The sequence below is a fragment of the Aromatoleum sp. genome (genome assembly GCF_032027225.1).
GTDB lineage: Bacteria > Pseudomonadota > Gammaproteobacteria > Burkholderiales > Rhodocyclaceae > Aromatoleum.
Window position 1 is genome coordinate 129,130 of sequence record NZ_JAVSMM010000003.1, and the last position, 17,675, is coordinate 146,804.

The following is a 17,675-nucleotide window of genomic DNA, read 5'->3' on the forward strand; positions in this document are numbered from 1 at the left end:
CGCCGGAACCCCGACATGGAGGAGGAGACAATTGTGCTGAGCACATACCAATACCCGAAGTTCGAGTACGTCCGACCGCCGGAGCTCGTCGATCAGCGCGACGGGCACTACCCAGTGGTCATCGTCGGCGCGGGCCCGGTCGGCCTGACCACCGCTATCGACCTCGCGCAGCAGGGGCAGCAGGTGCTGCTGCTCGACAACGACGACACCGTGTCGATCGGTTCGCGTGGCGTCTGCTACGCGAAACGCGCGCTCGAAGTGCTCGACCGCATCGGCTGTGCCGACGAGATGGTCGAGAAGGGCGTGTCGTGGAACGTGGGCCGCACCTTCTTCCACGAGGAGGAAGTGTTCAACTTCAACCTCTGCCCGCAGCCCGATCACCTGCGCCCGGGCATGATCAACCTGCAGCAGTACTACCTCGAGGACTACCTCGTGAAGCGGGCGCGCGAGCTGCCGAATCTCGAGATCCGCTTCAAGAACAACGTGATCAGCGTGAACGCGGGCGACGACCGCGCGATGCTGCGCGTCGAGACGCCCGACGGCGCCTACTCGCTGATGACCGACTGGCTGGTTGCCGCCGACGGCGCGCGCAGCCCGATCCGTCACATGCTCGGGCTCGACGTGGAAGGCAAGATCTTCATGGACCGTTTCCTGATCGCCGACGTCGTGATGAAAGTCGAATACCCCGCCGAGCGCTGGTTCTGGTTCGATCCGCCGTTCCACCCCAACCAGTCGGTGCTGCTGCACCGTCAGGCCGACAACGTGTGGCGCATCGACTTTCAGCTCGGCTGGGACGCCGACCCCGAAGAAGAGAAGAAGCCCGAGAACGTGATTCCGCGCATCGAGGCGATGCTCGCCGCGCGCGGCAAGGAGAACCTACCGTTCGAGCTCGAATGGGTCAGCGTCTACACCTTCCAGTGCCGGCGGATGAACCGCTTCAACCACGGGCGGGTGCTGTTCATCGGCGACGCCGCGCACCAGGTTTCGCCTTTCGGCGCTCGCGGCGCGAACTCGGGCATCCAGGATGCCGACAATCTCGTGTGGAAGCTCAAGCTCGTGATGGATGGCAAGGCGCCCGCGACGCTGCTCGACACCTACACCGAGGAGCGGGGTTTCGCGGCGGACGAGAACATCCTGAACTCGACGCGCTCGACCGACTTCATCACGCCGAAGAGCGCGGCCAGCAAGACCTTCCGCAACGCGGTGCTGAGTCTCGCCGAGCACTATCCGTTCGCCCGCGCGCTCGTGAATTCGGGCCGTTTGTCGGTGCCGAGCTTCCTGACCGAATCGCGGCTCAACACGCCCGACGCCGACGCGTTCGCCGGCGACATGGTGCCGGGCGCGCCGATGGACGACGCGCCGATCGAGACTGCCGGCGGGCAGAAGTGGCTGCTCCATGCGGCCGGCAACCGCTTCCAGGTGCTGTACGCGATCGAGGATGCCGCCGCGCTCGACGCCGCGACGGTCACCGCACTGCGCACGCTCGAAGACAGCGCGCTCGAGATCGAGCCGATCGTCGTCGCCGCGCGCGGCCGCGCGCCCGACGGCCTGAAGACGCTGATCGACACGAAGGGCCGCGTCCGCGAGCGCTACGACCTGCGACCGGGCACCGTCTATCTCGTGCGTCCGGATCAGCACGTCGCCGCGCGCTGGCGCGAACTCGACCCCGTCAAAGTCCGTGCCGCCGTCGCCCGCGCCACCTGCAACGCCTGAAGGAGACCGACATGCCGCTCAACACCCAAGTCAATCTGCACGAGCCCGGCAAGCGCTATTTCCGGGCGTTCACGCCCGGCGACGACTTCTACGAAGCGCTGATCGAGACCCACCGCGACCTGACGGACGAGCAGAGCGCGATGGTGAACGCGAAGCTCGTGCTGCTGCTCGCGAACCATATCGGCGACATCTCGGTGCTGCGCGAAGCGATGAAGATCGCGCGCGACGGGGTCGCCTGACCCTCGTTCGGGGTGTGGCGCGCTTCGCCTCGGCTTGCCGGCGTCAGAGGCTCGGCGTCGCGCCGCCCGCGTAAGTCTTTTCGTGACGTTCGGCGCACGGGACGCAGCGGGTCGCCGTCGGAAACGCGACGAGGCGCTCGACCGGGATGTCGACCCCGCAGTCGATGCACGTGCCGTAGCTCCCGGTAGCCATGCGTTGCATCGCCGTATCGATGTCGCGGAGTTCCTCGACGTCGCGCTCTTCCGCTGCGTGGTCGACGTCCGCCAGCAGATCGGTCGTCGACGCGTCGCCGGAGTCCGGGACGCTCGCGAAATCCCGTGCGGGCTGTTCCGCACGCGCGCGAACCTCCGCGATTTCGCCCAGCAGCATTTCCCGCCGCCGCTCCATCGCGTCGCGCAATTGCCGGGTCTGTTCTTCCGTCAGCGTTGCCATGATCGTCGCCTCTCCGGTTATGTCCGACCGCGGAGGTCGGCCAACTTCTGTTCAAGAAGACTGAGTCAAGCCGGCAATCGGATGCAGCCGTTCGCCCTGAGGCTACCGTTCGCACTGAGCCTGTCGCAGGGCGCGGGCCGGAACGGTGTCCGTCGCCGCGTCGATAAGTCACTGACCGTGTCCGTTCCCGCGAGTGCCCGGACCGATGTTCGCGAATGTGATTCCGGCCGACGCGGTACCGACCCGTGGAACGCTGCTGAACGCGGATGGTCCCTTCGGAACCCGATGAACGGACGGGAGTCGGTCATGCCGCTGTCCCCGCTGGACCTCGCCGAGGCGACGCACACGGTCGAAACGCTGCTCGCGCGGCTGGAGCTCGATGCCTTCCTGTTTGCAATCGAGCACAACGAGCGCGGCTGGGAGCTGCGCGTCGAATGCGCCGCCGACGACGGCTGGATCGCCGACACGATCGCGCTCGGCGACGAGCTTCCCGACGCGTCCGACGCCGATGCGGCCCTGCGCGACCGGCTGCTCGCGCTGCTGGTCGAGCGGATCCGGCACTGCAAGAAGCGACGCTGACGAAGCGGTCGCAAGCGCGTGGCTGCTGCCGGTCTCGCTGGATTTTTCCGCTCCGGCGCCGATGCGCGCGGTGCACGGGGGCTCCAGCCCTACACGCTGTAGTCCTCGTGCTCCGCGACGTGCTGTCGCAGGAAATCGCGGAAGCGCTCGGCCGCCGGGGACAGCGAGCGGCCGCTGCGCGTGAAGACGTAGAAATTGCGCGTCACCGTTGGCTCGACGACGGGGCGCATCGCGAAGCCGTAACGGCGCACGAGCGACGCCGCGTACGGGATGCAGACCGTGATGCCGAGACCTGCTTCGACCATGCTGAGCGCGGTCGACATGAAGGTGACGGTCGTCGTTGGCGTGAGGTCGAGGTCGCGGAACGCTTCGCGCAGGTCGCCGGACAGACGCTGGATGAACTCTCCCTTCAGCGTGATCAGCGGGTGATCGACGAGTTCCGCCCAACGCACTTGCGGCTGCGCCGCGAGCGCGTGGTCCGGAGGCAGCACCGCATGGAATGGCAGCGTGAAGAGGGTCTCGGCATCGATGTCGGAGTTCGGATCGCGCTCGGGTCCGACGCCGAGATCGACTTCGCCGGAGAACACGCGCGACACGACGCTCTCGACCGCACAGTCGACGAGGTGGATCTCGACGTCCGGGTACTCGCCGCGGTAGCGCGCGATGACTTCCGGCAGCAGCGTGCACGCCATCAGCTGCGGCGCGGCGATGCGCACGAGGCCCTTCTTCAGTGCCTTCAGGTGCGTGACTTCGTCGATGACGCCGTCGAGGTCGAGCAGCGTCTTGTCGATCAACGGGTAGATCGCGCCGCCGACTTCCGACAACTGGATACGCCGCGTGCTACGGTCGAACAGGCGCACGCCCAGCGACTGCTCGAGCTCCTTGATCAGCCCGCTCAGCGCGGACTGCGTGACGAACAGGCTTTCGGCGGCTAGCGTGAAGCTGCCGGTGCGGGCGACCGCGACGAAAGCGCGCAGCTGGCGAAGCGTGATATTCATCAGAGGAACCGATAAACGAATCTGAAAAAGTCGTTGGAATGATAGATCGTTTTCGACTGTAATCCACTCATCCGCTGCGCGACGCAGACGCGATCAGGGCCGCAGCACAACACGCGGCCGATAAACGAAGGATGGGGACAGACCATGACGCAGCTCATCAAGAAGGTTCACCACGTGGCATACCGCTGCAAGGACGCGCTCGAAACTGCGCAGTGGTACGAGAAGCACCTCGGCATGAAGCTCGTGCTGTCGATCGCCGAGGATGCGGTTCCCTCGACCGGCGAAGCCGATCCGTACATGCACATCTTCCTCGACGCGGGCATGGGCAACATCCTCGCGTTCTTCGAACTGCCGACGCGTCCGGCGATGGGGCGCGACCCGAACACGCCCGCGTGGACGCAGCACCTCGCGCTCGAAGTCGAGTCGATGGACGTGCTGATGGCGGCGAAGGCGCGACTCGAAGCAGAGGGCATCGACGTCGTCGGCCCGACCGACCACGCGCTGTTCCAGTCGATCTACTTCTTCGACCCGAACGGCCACCGGCTCGAACTCGCCGCGAACACCGCGTCGCCGAAGATGCTCGAAGCGCTCGACGAGGTGAAGTGGGACATGCTTGAGGAATGGGCGCGGACTAAGAAGGCGCCGAAGCACGCGGCGTGGATGCACGACGGCAGCTACAAGGAGATGTTCAAGTGAAACTCGCGACCCTCAAGCAAGGCGGCCGCGACGGCACGCTCGTCGTCGTCAGCCGTGATCTCGCCCGCTGCCGCGCGGTGCCCGCGATCGCCCGCACGCTGCAGGCGGCGCTCGACGACTGGGAGAACTGCGAGCCGCAGCTGCGCCAGGTGTATGAGGCGCTCAACAGCGGCGCGGTCGACGCGCAGCCGTTCGACGAGGCAGCGTGTCATTCGCCGCTCCCGCGCGCGTACCAGTGGGCCGACGGGTCGGCCTACATCAACCACGTCGAGCTCGTGCGCCGCGCGCGCAACTCGGAAGTGCCCGAAAGCTTCTACAGCGACCCGTTGATGTACCAGGGTGGCTCGGACAGCTTCATCGGCCCGCGCGATCGCGTCGTCGCGGACGAGGCGTGGGGGATCGACTTCGAAGCCGAAGTGACGGTCGTCACCGGCGACGTGCCGCTGGGCGCGACGCCCGCCGAGGCCGCAAAAGGGATCCGGCTCGTGATGCTGGTGAACGACGTCAGCCTGCGCAACCTGATCCCGAACGAGCTCGCGAAAGGCTTCGGCTTTTTCCAGTCGAAGCCGGCGTCCGCGTTCAGCCCGGTTGCGGTGACGCCCGACGAGCTGGGCGACGCGTGGCACGACGCGAAAGTGCATCTGCCGCTCGTCGTGCATCTGAACGAACGCCTCTTCGGCCGCCCGAACGCCGGCGTCGACATGACCTTCGACTTCGGCCAGCTCATCGCCCACATCGCCAAGACGCGTGAGCTCGAAGCGGGCTCGATCATTGGCTCGGGCACCGTGTCGAACAAGCAGGGCGGGCTGTGGGGTTCGTCGATCGAGCACGGCGGCGTTGGCTACTGCTGCCTCGCCGAAGTGCGCACTTACGAGACGATCGAGCAGGGCAAGCCGGAGACGCCGTTCCTGCGCGACGGCGACACGGTGCGCATCGAGATGCTCGACGCCGACGGCAGGAGCGTGTTCGGCACGATCCAAAACACGGTCGAGGCGCTTCGTCGCTGACCGCCGGGCGGCCCGCAGAAGGCCGCCTCGGACGGGTGGGTGACGCTCGCAAGCTCGGGACCGATCGCGTACGACTCCGGAAAAATAATGAAGCTCTACACCTACTACCGCAGTTCCGCCGCGTACCGCGTGCGGATCGCGCTGAACCTGAAGCGGCTCGCGTACGACGCGGTGCCGGTGCATCTCGTGCGCGGCGGTGGTGAGCAGCGCCAGGCCGACTATCTCGCGCTGAACCCCGCGGGCCTCGTGCCGACGCTCGTCGACGGGTCGACCAAGCTGTCGCAGTCGCTCGCGATCATCGAGTACCTCGACGAGACTCACCCGGAGCCGGCGCTGCTGCCGGGGACCGCGGCCGACCGCGCGCGCATCCGCGCCATCGCGCAGGCCATTGCGTGCGACATCCACCCGATCAACAACCTGCGCGTGCTGCAGTACCTGACGCGCGAATTCGGCGTCAGCGACGAGCAGAAGAACGCGTGGTATCGGCACTGGATCGAGGTCGGGCTCGGAGCGGTCGAGGCGATGCTCGCCGGCGACCCGCGCACCGGGATGTTCTGCCACGGCGCCACCCCCACGCTAGCCGACTGCTGCCTCGTGCCGCAGGTGTTCAACGCGCGCCGATTCGGCTGCGATCTGAACGCGATGCCGATAATCCTCGGCATCACCGAGCGCTGCGCCGGACTCGACGCGTTCCGCCGCGCCACGCCCGAGCAGCAGCCGGACGCCGAGTGACGGGCCTTACGGTTCTCGTTTTCCGCTTTTTCCGATATCCGGCGCTCCGTGCCGCCGCGATCGCAGCGCGGCCGCCGACCTGAAGCTGCTGCAGCGGGGGCGAACCCCGTCACTTCCCGGCGTCCCACGACGAGAGCCTCGACGTTTTGCCCGCGCATTTCAGCGGCGGCGTAACCGTAGAGGCGGGTGGCGCCGCTGTTCCAGGTCGAAACCGTGCCGTCGAGGCACTTGCCGATGACTGCCTCGCCGGTCGATTCGACGATCGCGGCGAGCTGTTCCCGGGCCTGTACCGCCGCTTTCCGGTCGGTGATGTCCCGGATGATGCCGATCGCGTGCCAGACGCCGCGGATCTGGACGGTCGAGATCGACAGTTCGACCGGCACTTCGCTGCCATCGCTGCGCATCGCGACCAGTTCGGAAATCCTGCCGATCAGCGCGCCTTCGCCGGTGCTGCCGAAGCGTAGGATGCCGGCGAGCGCCGCGGCGCGGAAGCGCTCCGGGACGATCAGCTCGTGCATGCTGCGGCCGATCACTTCATCGGCGGGATAGCCGAAGAGCCGCGTCGCGGCCGGGTTCCAGACGACGACGCGGCCGGCTGCGTCGACGACGATCGTCGCGTCGAGCGCGACGTTGCGAGTCAGTCGAAGCATCTCCTCGCTTTCGAGAAGCTGCTGCTCGACGCGGCGGCGCTCGGCGAGTTCGTCCTGCAGACGGCGATTGCTTTCCGTGACTTCGGCGGTGCGCTCGGCGACCTTGATCGCGAGCTCGGCTTCGCTGCGCGCGAGCAGTTCCTTTTCGCGGTTCAGGTGCTGGAACAGCAGGAACTGCGGTTTCTGGATTCCCTGTAGCACGAGCGCGCGGTAAAGGAAGTAGGTCGACGTCAGCAGCAGCAGGTGACCGATCAGGTTCGCATTGCCGTACACGCTGACGTACTTCGTGAACGCGAATTCCGCGACGATGTCGACGATCACCGCGAGGACGACGAGGACGTGGATGTCGGGCGCGAGCATCTCCCGTTTCCGCTGCAGGAGCAGCAGCGTGAGCACGAAGCCCGCGGCGATCGCGTACTCGGAATTGATCTTGAACTCGGTGAGGCCGATCCCCTCGATGTAGCAGTCGGGAAAACGGCCGCTGAGGACGAGCCACGCAAGCACGATGCCGGTCGCGAGGAAGCCCAGCGCGAGGGGGCCGATCGGCAGTTGCCGGCGACCGAGCAGCGTCGCCGCCGACAGCACGACGCCGCACTCGAAGAAGCGCAGTGCGATCCAAAGCTGCGTCGGCAGGTTCGCGTCCGGCGGGAAGATGTTCATCCCCTTGTACGCGAGGGTGTGCAACAGATCGAGCGCACCGATGGACGGCGAGGCGAGGCCGACCAGCAGCAGGAAGGCGTTGTCGATCTGGCGCCGAGCGTTCCACGCCAGCGCCGCGACGCTGAAGATCACGACGATGCGGCAGATCTCGATGAGGGTATGGAACAGCAGGTAGCTGTATTGGGCCGTCGCGGCGATCCCGAGCAGGAGGAGCATGAAGCCGCCCCAGTGCCAGGCGAATTCAGTGCGGGAGGTGAGCGACGGTGGCGTGAAGCGCGCAGTCATGCGTGGCCTGCTATCCGTATACCCCGGCGCGTGACACGCGGCGTACGCGATCCCGGAAGCGGGAGATTCGTTCGTGAAGGGCGAGCGCGTCTGCCGTGTGCGAGACGCGGCGAACGGGCTCGAAGCGGGACAAGTTTAGGCGTTCGGCATTGACCTTACTACGCAAGAGGTCATTGTCCGTGACCTGCTTCACGCTTCCGGCGTGCCGAATCCACGGGGGAGATGCGCCCGCCGCCGCGGCCGATCGAATCGCGTCGGACCGGCCTCGCGTCGCCTGCGCGACGCCAACGAGCCGATACAAACGGTGCGACTAGAATTCGTTGAACCCCTTGATCTGCCGTCTCGCCTTTTTTGTCGGACGACCGCGCAGGTCGCTGCCCGGTACCGGCGCGAGGCGCCGCGTCTCCTGCTCGGCGGCACGACGCTCGCTGCTCTCCTGGGTTTCCTCGTAGAGCTGACGGGCTTCGGGCGCGGGGCGGCGCTGCTCGTTGAGGCCCTGGACGACGAGGGTCCAGTTCGTGTCGCCGATCGCGAGCTCTAGCGTGTCGCCGACGCGCAGCTCGCGCGCGGGTTTGACGGTGGTCCCGTTCAGCTTCACGTGCCCGCCGTCGATCGCCTGCGTCGCGAGTGAGCGTGTTTTGTAGAAGCGCGCTGCCCACAACCATTTGTCGATGCGCATGCGGTCGGGCGGGAGCTTGGCAGGTGGCATGGATGGGGTAGTGCGGGAAATTTCCGGACTCGGCGGTGATGAGCGCTGGCGAGGATACGCGATCCTCGCCGGCCATTACAGCGGCGCTGCCGTCATGACCAGGGAGGACCGCGACGCTCCCTGCCGCGCGATTTCCCGGAGTCCCCGTCGGCGCTCGAGTGGACTGCCGGATGTGCCGCCGTCAGTGGCGTGTCCGGGCGGCAATCAGCATCACGAGCGCGATACCGACCGCCGACAGCGCATGCGGCTCGGGGACGGATCTCAGCGCGCCGCGGATCGCGCCGCTCGGAAATGCGGTCGTGTGGATGTTGAGGTAGGCCTCGCCACTCGCAAGGCCCGCGGCGAGGGCCGCTTCGGCCGCCGATACATTGTCGCCGTGGAGCCCCAGAAAGGCGGGATTGAAGCTGGATTCGAGGGTCAGGTCGAATGTCGCTTCGAAGCTGCCTTCGGTGACGCCGGACGGAAAGCCGGGAAAACTCGGCACGGCCGTAGCCGGTATTGCATTGTCCGGCAACAGGGCGCAGCAGTGGATATGTGCCGCCGTGGTTCCCGCGCTCAGATCGGAAAACGCGGTCTCGATGGAAAGCCGGTGCGTGTCGTCGTCATAGACGACGGTGGCAATGCCCGTGCCGGGGGACGCGTTCGGTGGATTCTCCGCGTCCCCGCTCAGCGTCGCAGTGAACGTGATCGGCGCCGCGTGCACGACTCCCGCATGCAGGAGCGCCAGGGTTAACGCGAACAACGAATGCCTGCCCATCGAGTGCTTGCCCATATTTCGCCTCCTTATGGTGAGCGACCCGCCAGCAAAGGGCTGCCGTGCCGCTCCCATCGGCAAGCGAATGCGACCGCTCGATGCCGGCTCGTCTATCGCGAGCCGTGCATCCCGGGCCCTGTACCCTGCTCCCGGGCAGCCGTGCGGCTACATCCGGAAGCCTCCGCGAGTATGAAACCGCCGGACCGCGAATCGGCCCGGCGGGGTGGGGCAAGCAAGAAGAATGCGGCACGAGCTAAGATTTTGAATCGACGGTGCATTGGCGCTCCGGCGTTTCGTGAGGACGCGATGAGCGTAAAAAATCCCGACGCTTGCTGCCACGAGGCATTGCTATGGGACGCGAATTGTTTGAGGTGCAATGCAACAAAATGCACATCGCCGAAAAAGCAGCCGATGGAAAATGCACTAGGGTGCAGCATTTCTGGTGAAAGTTGACTTTAATCAATAAGACATGCACTTGAGTGCGTATGATGCACAATCATGCATGGCGCAAGAATTTCGACGATTCATCGCCGTCAGCGTCGATCGATACGAGACGCCGTTTGAAGCGCTTTACCAGCGAATCAGGAAGCCGAAGCAAACAGAATCGGCGCCCGAAGGTCCAACGAGGCGTCGAAGGAAGGTAACGGATTGCGAACGCACCGGAATCCGCCGCCCAGCGAGGAGACGAGTGAAACCCACCGACATTGCCAACCCCGACTATCTGCACAAGGTCGTGGATTGCCAGTGGGCCTGCCCGGCCCACACCCCCGTTCCCGAATACATCCGGCAAATCGCTGCCGGCGATTTCGCGACGGCCTACATGATCAACTGGCGCTCGAACGTCTTTCCCGGGATCCTCGGTCGCGTCTGCGACCGCCCGTGCGAACCGGCGTGCCGCCGCGGACGCGTGGACACGGAGCCGGTCGCGATCTGCCGCCTCAAGCGTGTTGCCGCCGATTTCAAGGACGACATCGACGAGCTGTTGCCGAAGGCGCCGGCCGCGAAGAATGGCAAGCGCGTCGCCTGTGTCGGCGCGGGCCCGGCTTCGCTGACGGTCGCGCGCGACCTCGCGGTGCTCGGCTACCAAGTCACCGTGTTCGACAGCGGCACGTCGGCCGGCGGCATGATGCGCAGCCAGATCCCGAAATTCCGCCTGCCCGACAGCGTGATCGACGAGGAGTGCGGCTACATCGCCGGGCTCGACGTCGAGATGCGGCAGAACACCTGGATCGCGAGCCTGCGCGAGCTCCTCGCCGGCAGTTGGGACGCGGTGTTCGTCGGCACCGGCGCGCCGCGCGGGCGCGATGCCGATCTGCCCGGACGCAAGGAAGCCGCCGCGCACATCCACGTCGGCATCGACTGGCTGTCGAACGTCGCTTTCGGCCACGTCACGAGCATCGCGAAGCGCGTCATCGTCCTCGGCGGCGGCAACACCGCGATGGACTGTTGCCGCTCCGCGCGGCGGCTCGGCGGCGAGGACGTGCGGGTCGTCGTGCGCAGCGGCTTCGACGAGATGAAGGCGTCGCCGTGGGAGAAGGAGGACGCGCTGCACGAAGGCATTCCGATCCACAACTACTTGGTGCAGAAGGAATTCACGCACGACAACGGCCGCCTCACCGGCGTGCTGTTCGAGAAGGTGCGCGCCGAGTACGACGACAACGGCCGGCGTTCGCTCGTGCCGACCGGCGAGCCCGACGTGCTCATGGAATGCGACGAGGTGCTGCTCGCGATCGGTCAGGAGAACGCCTTCCCGTGGATCGAGCGCGACATCGGCATCGAGTTCGACCGCTACGGAATGCCGGTGCTCGACGAGCAGTCGCTGCAATCGACGCTGCCGAACGTGTTCTTCGGCGGCGATGCGGCACTCGGGCCGAAGAACATCATCACCGCGGTGGCGCAGGGCCACAGCGCCGCGATCTCGATCGACCTCTTCTGTCGCAGCGAGCCGCTGACGAAGCGCCCGCCGCCGATGGTGAACCTCGTGAGCCAGAAGATGGGCATCCACGAGTGGAGCTACGACAACCAGGTGTCCGAGGAGGCGCGCCGGAAGGTGCCGGTGAAGACGCTCGAACTCGCGCTGAAGGACATCAAGCTCGAATTCGAACTCGGCTACGACCCTGTACTCGCATGGGCGGAAGCGGAGCGCTGCCTGAACTGTGACATCGCGACCGTCTTCAAGCCGAAACTCTGTATCGAGTGCGACGCCTGCGTGGACATCTGCCCGACGCAGTGCATCACCTTCACCGGAAACGGCGAAGAGGACGAGCTGCGCGGCCGTCTCAAGGCGCCCGCAGCCAACCTGGAGCAGGCGCTGTATCTCGCCGAAGGACTCAAGACCGGTCGCGTGATGGTCAAGGACGAGAATGTCTGTCTGCACTGCGGCATGTGCGCCGAGCGCTGTCCGACCGGCGCGTGGGACATGCAGAAATTCCGGATCGACGTCGCACAGGCCGGTGTGAAGGGGGAGTGAAAATGACGAACGCAAAATCCATCCAGCGCTGCAACGACTTCGTCATCAAGTTCGCGAACGTCAACGGCTCGGGTTCGTCGTCGGCGAACGAGCTCTTCGCTCGCGCGGTGATGCGCATGGGCGTGCCCGCCGCGCCGCGCAACATTTTCCCGTCGAACATCCAGGGACTGCCGACCTGGTACGAAGTCCGCGTGTCCGAAGCCGGCTGGCTCGGCGCGCGCGGCGGCTGCGACATGATGGTCGCGATGAATCCGCAGACCTGGGACCGCGACGTCGCGAGCATCGACCCCGGCGGCTATCTCTTCTACGACTCGACGAAGCCGCTCCCGCCGTCGAAGTTCCGCGACGACATCACCGTCGTCGGCGTGCCGCTGACCGCGATCTGCAACAACGAATACACGGACGCGCGCCAGCGCCAGCTGTTCAAGAACGTGATGTACATCGGCGCGCTGATCGCGCTGCTCGACATGGACTTCGCGGTCGTCGAGACGCTGATCACCGACCGCTATCGCGGCAAGGACCAGCTGATCCAGGCGAACATCAACGCGCTGCGCCTCGGTTACGACTATGCGCGCACGAACCTGTCGTGCCCGATCGGACTGACCGTCGCGCCCGCCGACGGCGTCGGCGACCGCATCTTCATCGACGGCAACAGCGCCTGCGGGCTCGGCGCCGTGTATGGCGGCGCGACCGTCGCCGGCTGGTATCCGATCACGCCTTCGACGTCGGTCATCGAGTCCTTCTCGAGCTACTGCCGCAAGTTCCGTACCGATCCCGACAATGGCCGCGCCCGCTACGCGATCGTGCAGGCCGAGGACGAGCTCGCGTCGATCGGAATGGTGATCGGCGCCGGCTGGAACGGCGCGCGTGCCTTCACCGCGACGTCCGGCCCCGGCATCTCGCTGATGCAGGAGTTCTTCGGCCTCGCGTACTTCGCGGAAATCCCGGCGGTGATCGTCGACATCCAGCGCGGCAGCCCGTCGACCGGGATGCCGACGAAGACGCAGCAGTCGGACCTGCTGTCGTGCGCGTACGCGTCGCACGGCGACACGCGCCATGTGGTGCTGTTCCCCGAGGATCCGTACGAGTGCTTCACGTTCACCGCGCTCGCGTTCGACCTCGCCGAGCGGTTGCAGACGCCGGTGTTCGTGCTGTCGGATCTCGACATCGGCATGAACGAGCGCCTGTGCGCGCCGTTCGACTGGAACGACGAGCGCCGCTACGACCGCGGCAAGCTGATGACCTACGACGAGCTCGAGGCCGGCAAGGACTTCGGCCGCTACCTCGATGTCGACGGCGACGGCATTCCGTACCGCACGATTCCCGGCACGCACCCGACCCGCGGCGCGTTCTTCACGCGCGGCACGACGCGCAATCCGTACGCGAAGTACAGCGAGTCGGGCGCCGACTACGTCTACAACATGGAGCGGCTGCGGCGTAAGTTCGACACCGCGAAGTCGCTGGTGCCTGCGCCGGTGCTGCAGTCCGCGTCGCAGCCGACGCGCTACGGCGCGATCCACTTCGGCTCGACCGCCCCGGCGATGGCCGAGGCGAGCGCGCTGCTCGACGCCGACGGCATCCATGTCGACACGCTGCGCGTGCGCGGCTTCCCGTTCTGCGACGAGATCCTGCAGTTCATCGCGGACCACGAGCAGGTCTTCGTCGTCGAGCAGAACGAGAGCGGCCAGCTCCGCTCGATGTTGATCAACGAAGGCGAAATCGATCCGAAGAAGTTGATCCGCGTGCTCCATTACGACGGTTCGCCGATTACCGCGCGCTTCATCGCCGGCCGCATCGCCGACGCCCTGTCCGACCGCAAGATCAGCCCGCTGCGCAAGGTGGCCCTATGACCTATCTCGCCAAACCGAAACTCCTCGCCGCCGACGCGCCGCGCAATGCGCTCGGCTACACGCGGCGCGACTACGAGGGCGCGATCTCGACGCTGTGCGCCGGCTGCGGCCACGACTCGATCAGCGCGTCGGTCGTGCAGGCCTGCTTCGACCTCGACGTCGAGCCGCACAAGGTCGCGAAGCTCTCCGGCATCGGCTGCTCGTCGAAGACGCCCGATTACTTCCTCGGCAACTCGCACGGCTTCAACAGCGTCCATGGACGGATGCCGTCGGTGCTCACCGGCGCTGCGCTTGCGAACCGCAACCTGGTCTATCTCGGCGTGTCCGGCGACGGCGACTCGGCGTCGATCGGCATCGGACAGTTCGCGCACGCGATGCGACGCGGCGTGAACATGACCTACATCGTCGAGAACAACGGCGTCTATGGCCTGACGAAAGGGCAGTTCTCGGCGACCGCCGACAAGGGCTCGAAGAGCAAGAAGGGCGTCATCAACAGCGACAATCCGATCGACCTCGTCGCGCTCGCGCTGCAGCTCGGCGCGACCTACGTCGGGCGCAGCTTCTCGGGCGACAAGGAGCAGCTCGTGCCGCTGATCAAGGGCGCGCTGCGCCACAACGGCCCGGCCTTCATCGACGTCATCAGCCCGTGCGTGACCTTCAACAACCACAGCGGTTCGACGAAGAGCTACGACTACGTGCGCGAACACAACGAGGCGGTCAATCGCGTCGAAGTGATCCTGCCGCGCGATCCGATCGAAACCTCGTATCCCGCCGGCTCGCTGCGGCGCATCGTGCAGCACGACGGCTCGATCCTGCATCTCCGGAAGCTCGCGGTCGACTACGACCCGTCCGATCGCATCGGCGCGATGAACCATCTGCAGGAGCGCCACGCGCTCGGCGAGATCGTCACCGGACTGCTGTACGTCGACAGCAGCGGGCAGGACATGCACGCGCACCTGAACACGGTCGAAAAGCCGTTGAACCAGCTTGGTGATGCGTATCTGTGCCCTGGCAGCAAGGCGCTCCATGCGCTGAATGGGCTGCTGCGCTAGATCGTGCTTTTCCTGACGGAGCGGCGACGGAGCGAACCCTCGCCCGTCGCCGCTCCGATGTCGATTCGCAGAAACGAGCGATCGTGAAGCGACGACGTCGGGCCCAAACGCGACCGTTGTTAGGCAAAAGATCCCCGTTCAGGGGCAGTCTGCAGCTGCGGTACTTGCCTGCAAATGCGGCGCAGTCGGCGATAAAGCACGACGCGAAGTAGCGGTGGTTTGCACGGTCCGAGGGGCGAAACACTCCCCTCGAGCGGGAGCGGTGCCTAATTGATCGCGATCCAGCGTCGAACGCCGGCGGCGAATTCGTATGCTTGCCAAGTGCTGGCTTGCGCGGCCGTCGGCGGGGCAGAGCGCTCGCAGAGGCCGTAGCGGAACGGCAATTCGTCGCGTCCCGGCAGCTCGAAGCGCAGGTCGCGGAACGTCGCGCACCGCTTCCCGTCGCTGTCGCCGTCGACATGGTCGAGCACCGGGAACATCGCAAACCAGCGGTAGAACGCGAAGTCGTGTGCGGACCAGACTTCGCGTGCGATGTCCTGCATCGAGCCGTTGCCGAACTTCGCCCGCGTCTGCCATTCGGCCTGCGCAAGCGGGCGGTAGGGCGCCGACAGGCGGCGGATGAAATTGTCGTCCGCATCCGCGGTGAGCACCTCGGTGCGGCGCGTGTTGATGTGTGCGTAGTGGTAGCGCTCGCCGTCGAACACGATCGCGGTCCAGTTGAACGGCGAAGCGGGGCGAGGTGCCGCATCCACGGTGACCGGACGGATTCCGTTCGCCGCGGCATACGAGCGCGCGAACGCGATCGCCTCGCTGCGTCCGACGGCTCCGACGCCGACCCAGCCGGCGACGAGAACGAGCGCCGTTGCCGCCGGAATCCTGCTGCGTCGCCAGATCGCGCTCGCGCCGAGACCTGCGACCAGGAGGCCGCTGAGGACGAGGTCGATGATGAAGGTCGTACCCCAGCCGAACCGCCAGTCCGACAGCGGCGCGAAGATCATGGTGCCAAACTGGGTGATCAGATCGCCGACGATGTGGGTCAGGAGCGCCGCCACGGCGACCGGGTAGAACGCCCGCCAGCGCGACTTCGCTGCGGTCGCCGCAGTGAATGCGAGCGCGGCGAGCCACGATAGCAGCATCGCCCACAGCGGCAGCAGCAACAGCGAGTGCGTCACGCCGCGATGCCCCCGCAGATACGCGATGTCCGACACGTAGCCGAGCACAAAGTCGATGTCCGGGAAGGCCGCGGCGACCGCGCCGGCGACGACCATCTGCCAGGAAGGCGGAACGGCCGCCTTTCCGGCAGCAAGCGTGGATGCCCGGTGGCCCGGCGCCAACAGGCAGCCGACCAGTGCGCCGGACAGCGCGTGAGTCAGAGTGTCCATGGCAAGTGGGACGCAGGCGGGAGAATGCGGTTCATCGCGGTCGGGCTGAAAAAACGCTCACTGCAGGCGGCTGTTCACCACGAGCGCCATGACCATTCCCGCGCCGGAACAAGAAGGGTCACCGGCGCGCCGAAGCCGGTCTCGGCGAACAATTCGAGCTCGCCGGTCTCGAGGACGCGTGCCCGTGTTTCGACGACCTCATGCACCTTCCACGGCGAACTCGGACGCGCGCGCAGTCGCAGCCGCGGATAGCTTACCCGCAGCACATCCGCCCACACGTCGTGGACATCCTGCGGCAGATTGACCAGTGTCAGCTCGACCTCACGACTCATGCACTCTCCGAAGTCATCGATTTCCGTTCGCGCGGCACATCGCCGGGGCGCGAAGCGACTTTACCCGAGCTTCGGGACCGAGGCACGCCGCAGCACCGTTGCTCAACGCGGTCCCGCACGCCGTCGCCGGCGCGGCGCTGGAATGTTTGCATTCCATCATTGCTAAGCGCCGCGACTTCCGATAATTTTTCAGAATCAAACAACTACAGGAAATCATTCACACCATGAACGCGCTTCACCTGGCTTCGGCCTGCCTGCTCGGCATTGCTCTTTCTCCGCTGCACGCGGCCGGTTACGCGGACGCGACTGCTCCGACGTCCTCGACGTCGCCTCCGGCCTCGACGAGCCTCGTGCAGCGGGCCGACGAAAACCGCAGCGCGAGATTGCTCGAAAAAGCCGTCGCGCGTTACCGCGAGGTGGGCGACGCGGCGCTCCTCGAATTCAACCGCTCGCCCGAGTTCGCCGACAAGGAGCTGTATGTCTACGTCGTCGGCACGGACGGAATGATGTTCGCGAGCGGCGGACCGTCGGCGAACCTCGTCGGCCGCAACGTCGCCGACATGAAGGACATCACCGGCAAGCCGTTCTTCCGCGAATTGCTCGACGCGGCGGCGACCACGGGCAGCGGGCGCGTCGAGTATCGCTGGGAGAACCGCGACACTCATCGCGTGGAGCGGAAGGTCACGCTGTTCGAAAAGGTGGGCGATCGCATCCTCGCCGTCGGCTACTACCTTCAGCGCGCGTCGCCGGAGCAGGCCAAGGCCTTCCTCGAGCGGGCGGTTGCAGCGATCAAGGATGATCAGGCAAAGGCGATCGACGCGTTCAACCGCGTGGACGGCGGCTTCATGCAGGACGATCTGTACGTATTCGCGGTCGATCTCGCGAGCCGGCGCTTCGTCGCGCATGGTGCCACTCCGGTCCTCGTCGGCCGCGACGCGGCGTCGCTACGCGATCCGAAGGGCAAGGCTATCGTCCCCGACATGATCAACATCGCCGACCGCAAGGGCGCGGGCGAGCTCGACTACGCATGGCGCAATCCCGTCACCGAAAAGCTCGAGTCGAAGCACAGCTACTTCCGCAAGGTCGACGGCGTGCTCGTCGGCGTCGGCTACTACACGCGCTGACGGCCGGCGA

16 protein-coding genes and 1 pseudogene are annotated in these 17,675 nt (G+C 66.1%); 10 read left to right on the plus strand and 7 right to left on the minus strand.

Annotation, left to right across the window (positions count from 1 at the left end):
- Positions 1-33 precede the first annotated feature (33 nt).
- Together ROZ37_RS05415 and ROZ37_RS05420 are read left to right on the plus strand one after the other, a co-directional pair.
- On the plus strand, positions 34-1,713 hold the full coding sequence (locus ROZ37_RS05415) for an FAD-dependent oxidoreductase (protein WP_312658092.1): 1,680 nt from the start codon (positions 34-36) through the stop codon (positions 1,711-1,713).
- Positions 1,714-1,724: 11 nt separating this feature from the next.
- Positions 1,725-1,952, plus strand: coding sequence for a DUF2783 domain-containing protein (locus tag ROZ37_RS05420; protein ID WP_312658093.1), 228 nt, complete (start codon positions 1,725-1,727; stop codon positions 1,950-1,952).
- A gap of 43 nt (positions 1,953-1,995) precedes the next feature.
- On the opposite strand, the gene ROZ37_RS05425 is transcribed toward ROZ37_RS05420, so the two are convergent.
- A complete protein-coding gene (locus ROZ37_RS05425) occupies positions 1,996-2,385 on the minus strand; it encodes a TraR/DksA family transcriptional regulator (protein WP_312658094.1) in 390 nt (129 codons plus the stop codon).
- A 306-nt stretch (positions 2,386-2,691) separates the two neighbouring features.
- On the opposite strand from ROZ37_RS05425, the gene ROZ37_RS05430 reads away from it, so the two are divergent.
- Positions 2,692-2,964, plus strand: coding sequence for a hypothetical protein (locus ROZ37_RS05430; RefSeq protein WP_312658095.1), 273 nt, complete (start codon positions 2,692-2,694; stop codon positions 2,962-2,964).
- Between the two features lie 89 nt (positions 2,965-3,053).
- Here the strand turns inward: ROZ37_RS05430 and ROZ37_RS05435 are convergent, their stop codons facing one another.
- The gene (locus tag ROZ37_RS05435; RefSeq protein ID WP_312658096.1) at positions 3,054-3,962 is read right to left on the minus strand and encodes a LysR family transcriptional regulator; all 909 of its coding nucleotides are present in this window, start codon (positions 3,960-3,962) and stop codon (positions 3,054-3,056) included.
- A 144-nt stretch (positions 3,963-4,106) separates the two neighbouring features.
- Between ROZ37_RS05435 and ROZ37_RS05440 the strand changes: the two genes are divergently transcribed.
- From ROZ37_RS05440 to maiA, 3 genes are all read left to right on the plus strand, one after another.
- Entirely contained in the window at positions 4,107-4,658 is a 552-nt protein-coding gene (locus ROZ37_RS05440) for a VOC family protein (protein WP_312658097.1), read from the plus strand.
- The gene (locus tag ROZ37_RS05445) at positions 4,655-5,665 is read left to right on the plus strand and encodes a fumarylacetoacetate hydrolase family protein (protein WP_312658098.1); all 1,011 of its coding nucleotides are present in this window, start codon (positions 4,655-4,657) and stop codon (positions 5,663-5,665) included. Before ROZ37_RS05440 ends, ROZ37_RS05445 begins: the two co-directional genes overlap by 4 nt.
- A gap of 87 nt (positions 5,666-5,752) precedes the next feature.
- Positions 5,753-6,397, plus strand: a complete 645-nt coding sequence (gene maiA, locus ROZ37_RS05450) for a maleylacetoacetate isomerase (RefSeq protein ID WP_312658099.1) — start codon at positions 5,753-5,755, stop codon at positions 6,395-6,397.
- Between the two features lie 137 nt (positions 6,398-6,534).
- Here maiA and ROZ37_RS05455 read toward each other — a convergent pair.
- The 3 genes and pseudogenes from ROZ37_RS05455 to ROZ37_RS05465 all read right to left on the minus strand — a co-directional run.
- Positions 6,535-7,992: pseudogene (locus ROZ37_RS05455) on the minus strand (MASE3 domain-containing protein); the annotation flags it as partial.
- Positions 7,993-8,302: 310 nt separating this feature from the next.
- The gene (locus tag ROZ37_RS05460; protein ID WP_312658100.1) at positions 8,303-8,701 is read right to left on the minus strand and encodes an RNA-binding S4 domain-containing protein; all 399 of its coding nucleotides are present in this window, start codon (positions 8,699-8,701) and stop codon (positions 8,303-8,305) included.
- Positions 8,702-8,882: 181 nt separating this feature from the next.
- Positions 8,883-9,473 (minus strand): CHRD domain-containing protein, encoded by a 591-nt coding sequence (locus ROZ37_RS05465; protein WP_312658101.1) that lies wholly within the window; start codon positions 9,471-9,473, stop codon positions 8,883-8,885.
- Positions 9,474-10,143: 670 nt separating this feature from the next.
- Between ROZ37_RS05465 and ROZ37_RS05470 the strand changes: the two genes are divergently transcribed.
- From ROZ37_RS05470 to ROZ37_RS05480, 3 genes are read left to right on the plus strand one after another with little or no spacing between them, the layout of a single operon-like run.
- Positions 10,144-11,925 (plus strand): FAD-dependent oxidoreductase, encoded by a 1,782-nt coding sequence (locus tag ROZ37_RS05470; RefSeq protein WP_312658103.1) that lies wholly within the window; start codon positions 10,144-10,146, stop codon positions 11,923-11,925.
- Between the two features lie 2 nt (positions 11,926-11,927).
- Positions 11,928-13,775 (plus strand): 2-oxoacid:acceptor oxidoreductase subunit alpha, encoded by a 1,848-nt coding sequence (locus tag ROZ37_RS05475; RefSeq protein WP_312658104.1) that lies wholly within the window; start codon positions 11,928-11,930, stop codon positions 13,773-13,775.
- On the plus strand, positions 13,772-14,827 hold the full coding sequence (locus ROZ37_RS05480; RefSeq protein WP_312658105.1) for a 2-oxoacid:ferredoxin oxidoreductase subunit beta: 1,056 nt from the start codon (positions 13,772-13,774) through the stop codon (positions 14,825-14,827). Before ROZ37_RS05475 ends, ROZ37_RS05480 begins: the two co-directional genes overlap by 4 nt.
- A gap of 266 nt (positions 14,828-15,093) precedes the next feature.
- Here ROZ37_RS05480 and ROZ37_RS05485 read toward each other — a convergent pair whose 3' ends face one another.
- Positions 15,094-16,209 (minus strand): metal-dependent hydrolase, encoded by a 1,116-nt coding sequence (locus ROZ37_RS05485; protein ID WP_312658106.1) that lies wholly within the window; start codon positions 16,207-16,209, stop codon positions 15,094-15,096.
- Positions 16,210-16,283: 74 nt separating this feature from the next.
- The gene (locus ROZ37_RS05490) at positions 16,284-16,541 is read right to left on the minus strand and encodes a hypothetical protein (protein WP_312658107.1); all 258 of its coding nucleotides are present in this window, start codon (positions 16,539-16,541) and stop codon (positions 16,284-16,286) included.
- Positions 16,542-16,765: 224 nt separating this feature from the next.
- On the opposite strand from ROZ37_RS05490, the gene ROZ37_RS05495 reads away from it, so the two are divergent.
- The gene (locus tag ROZ37_RS05495) at positions 16,766-17,665 is read left to right on the plus strand and encodes a cache domain-containing protein (protein WP_312658109.1); all 900 of its coding nucleotides are present in this window, start codon (positions 16,766-16,768) and stop codon (positions 17,663-17,665) included.
- The last annotated feature ends 10 nt before the right edge of the window (positions 17,666-17,675 follow it).

Coding starts and splice junctions, on each gene's coding strand:
- ROZ37_RS05420 (WP_312658093.1), top strand. CDS start 1,725: ATGCCGCTCAACACCCAAGTCAATCTGCACGAGCCCGGCAAGCGCTAT.
- ROZ37_RS05460 (WP_312658100.1), bottom strand. CDS start 8,701: ATGCCACCTGCCAAGCTCCCGCCCGACCGCATGCGCATCGACAAATGG.
- ROZ37_RS05465 (WP_312658101.1), bottom strand. CDS start 9,473: ATGGGCAAGCACTCGATGGGCAGGCATTCGTTGTTCGCGTTAACCCTG.
- ROZ37_RS05440 (WP_312658097.1), top strand. CDS start 4,107: ATGACGCAGCTCATCAAGAAGGTTCACCACGTGGCATACCGCTGCAAG.
- ROZ37_RS05495 (WP_312658109.1), top strand. CDS start 16,766: ATGAACGCGCTTCACCTGGCTTCGGCCTGCCTGCTCGGCATTGCTCTT.
- maiA (WP_312658099.1), top strand. CDS start 5,753: ATGAAGCTCTACACCTACTACCGCAGTTCCGCCGCGTACCGCGTGCGG.
- ROZ37_RS05480 (WP_312658105.1), top strand. CDS start 13,772: ATGACCTATCTCGCCAAACCGAAACTCCTCGCCGCCGACGCGCCGCGC.
- ROZ37_RS05475 (WP_312658104.1), top strand. CDS start 11,928: ATGACGAACGCAAAATCCATCCAGCGCTGCAACGACTTCGTCATCAAG.
- ROZ37_RS05490 (WP_312658107.1), bottom strand. CDS start 16,541: ATGAGTCGTGAGGTCGAGCTGACACTGGTCAATCTGCCGCAGGATGTC.
- ROZ37_RS05485 (WP_312658106.1), bottom strand. CDS start 16,209: ATGGACACTCTGACTCACGCGCTGTCCGGCGCACTGGTCGGCTGCCTG.
- ROZ37_RS05435 (WP_312658096.1), bottom strand. CDS start 3,962: ATGAATATCACGCTTCGCCAGCTGCGCGCTTTCGTCGCGGTCGCCCGC.
- ROZ37_RS05425 (WP_312658094.1), bottom strand. CDS start 2,385: ATGGCAACGCTGACGGAAGAACAGACCCGGCAATTGCGCGACGCGATG.
- ROZ37_RS05430 (WP_312658095.1), top strand. CDS start 2,692: ATGCCGCTGTCCCCGCTGGACCTCGCCGAGGCGACGCACACGGTCGAA.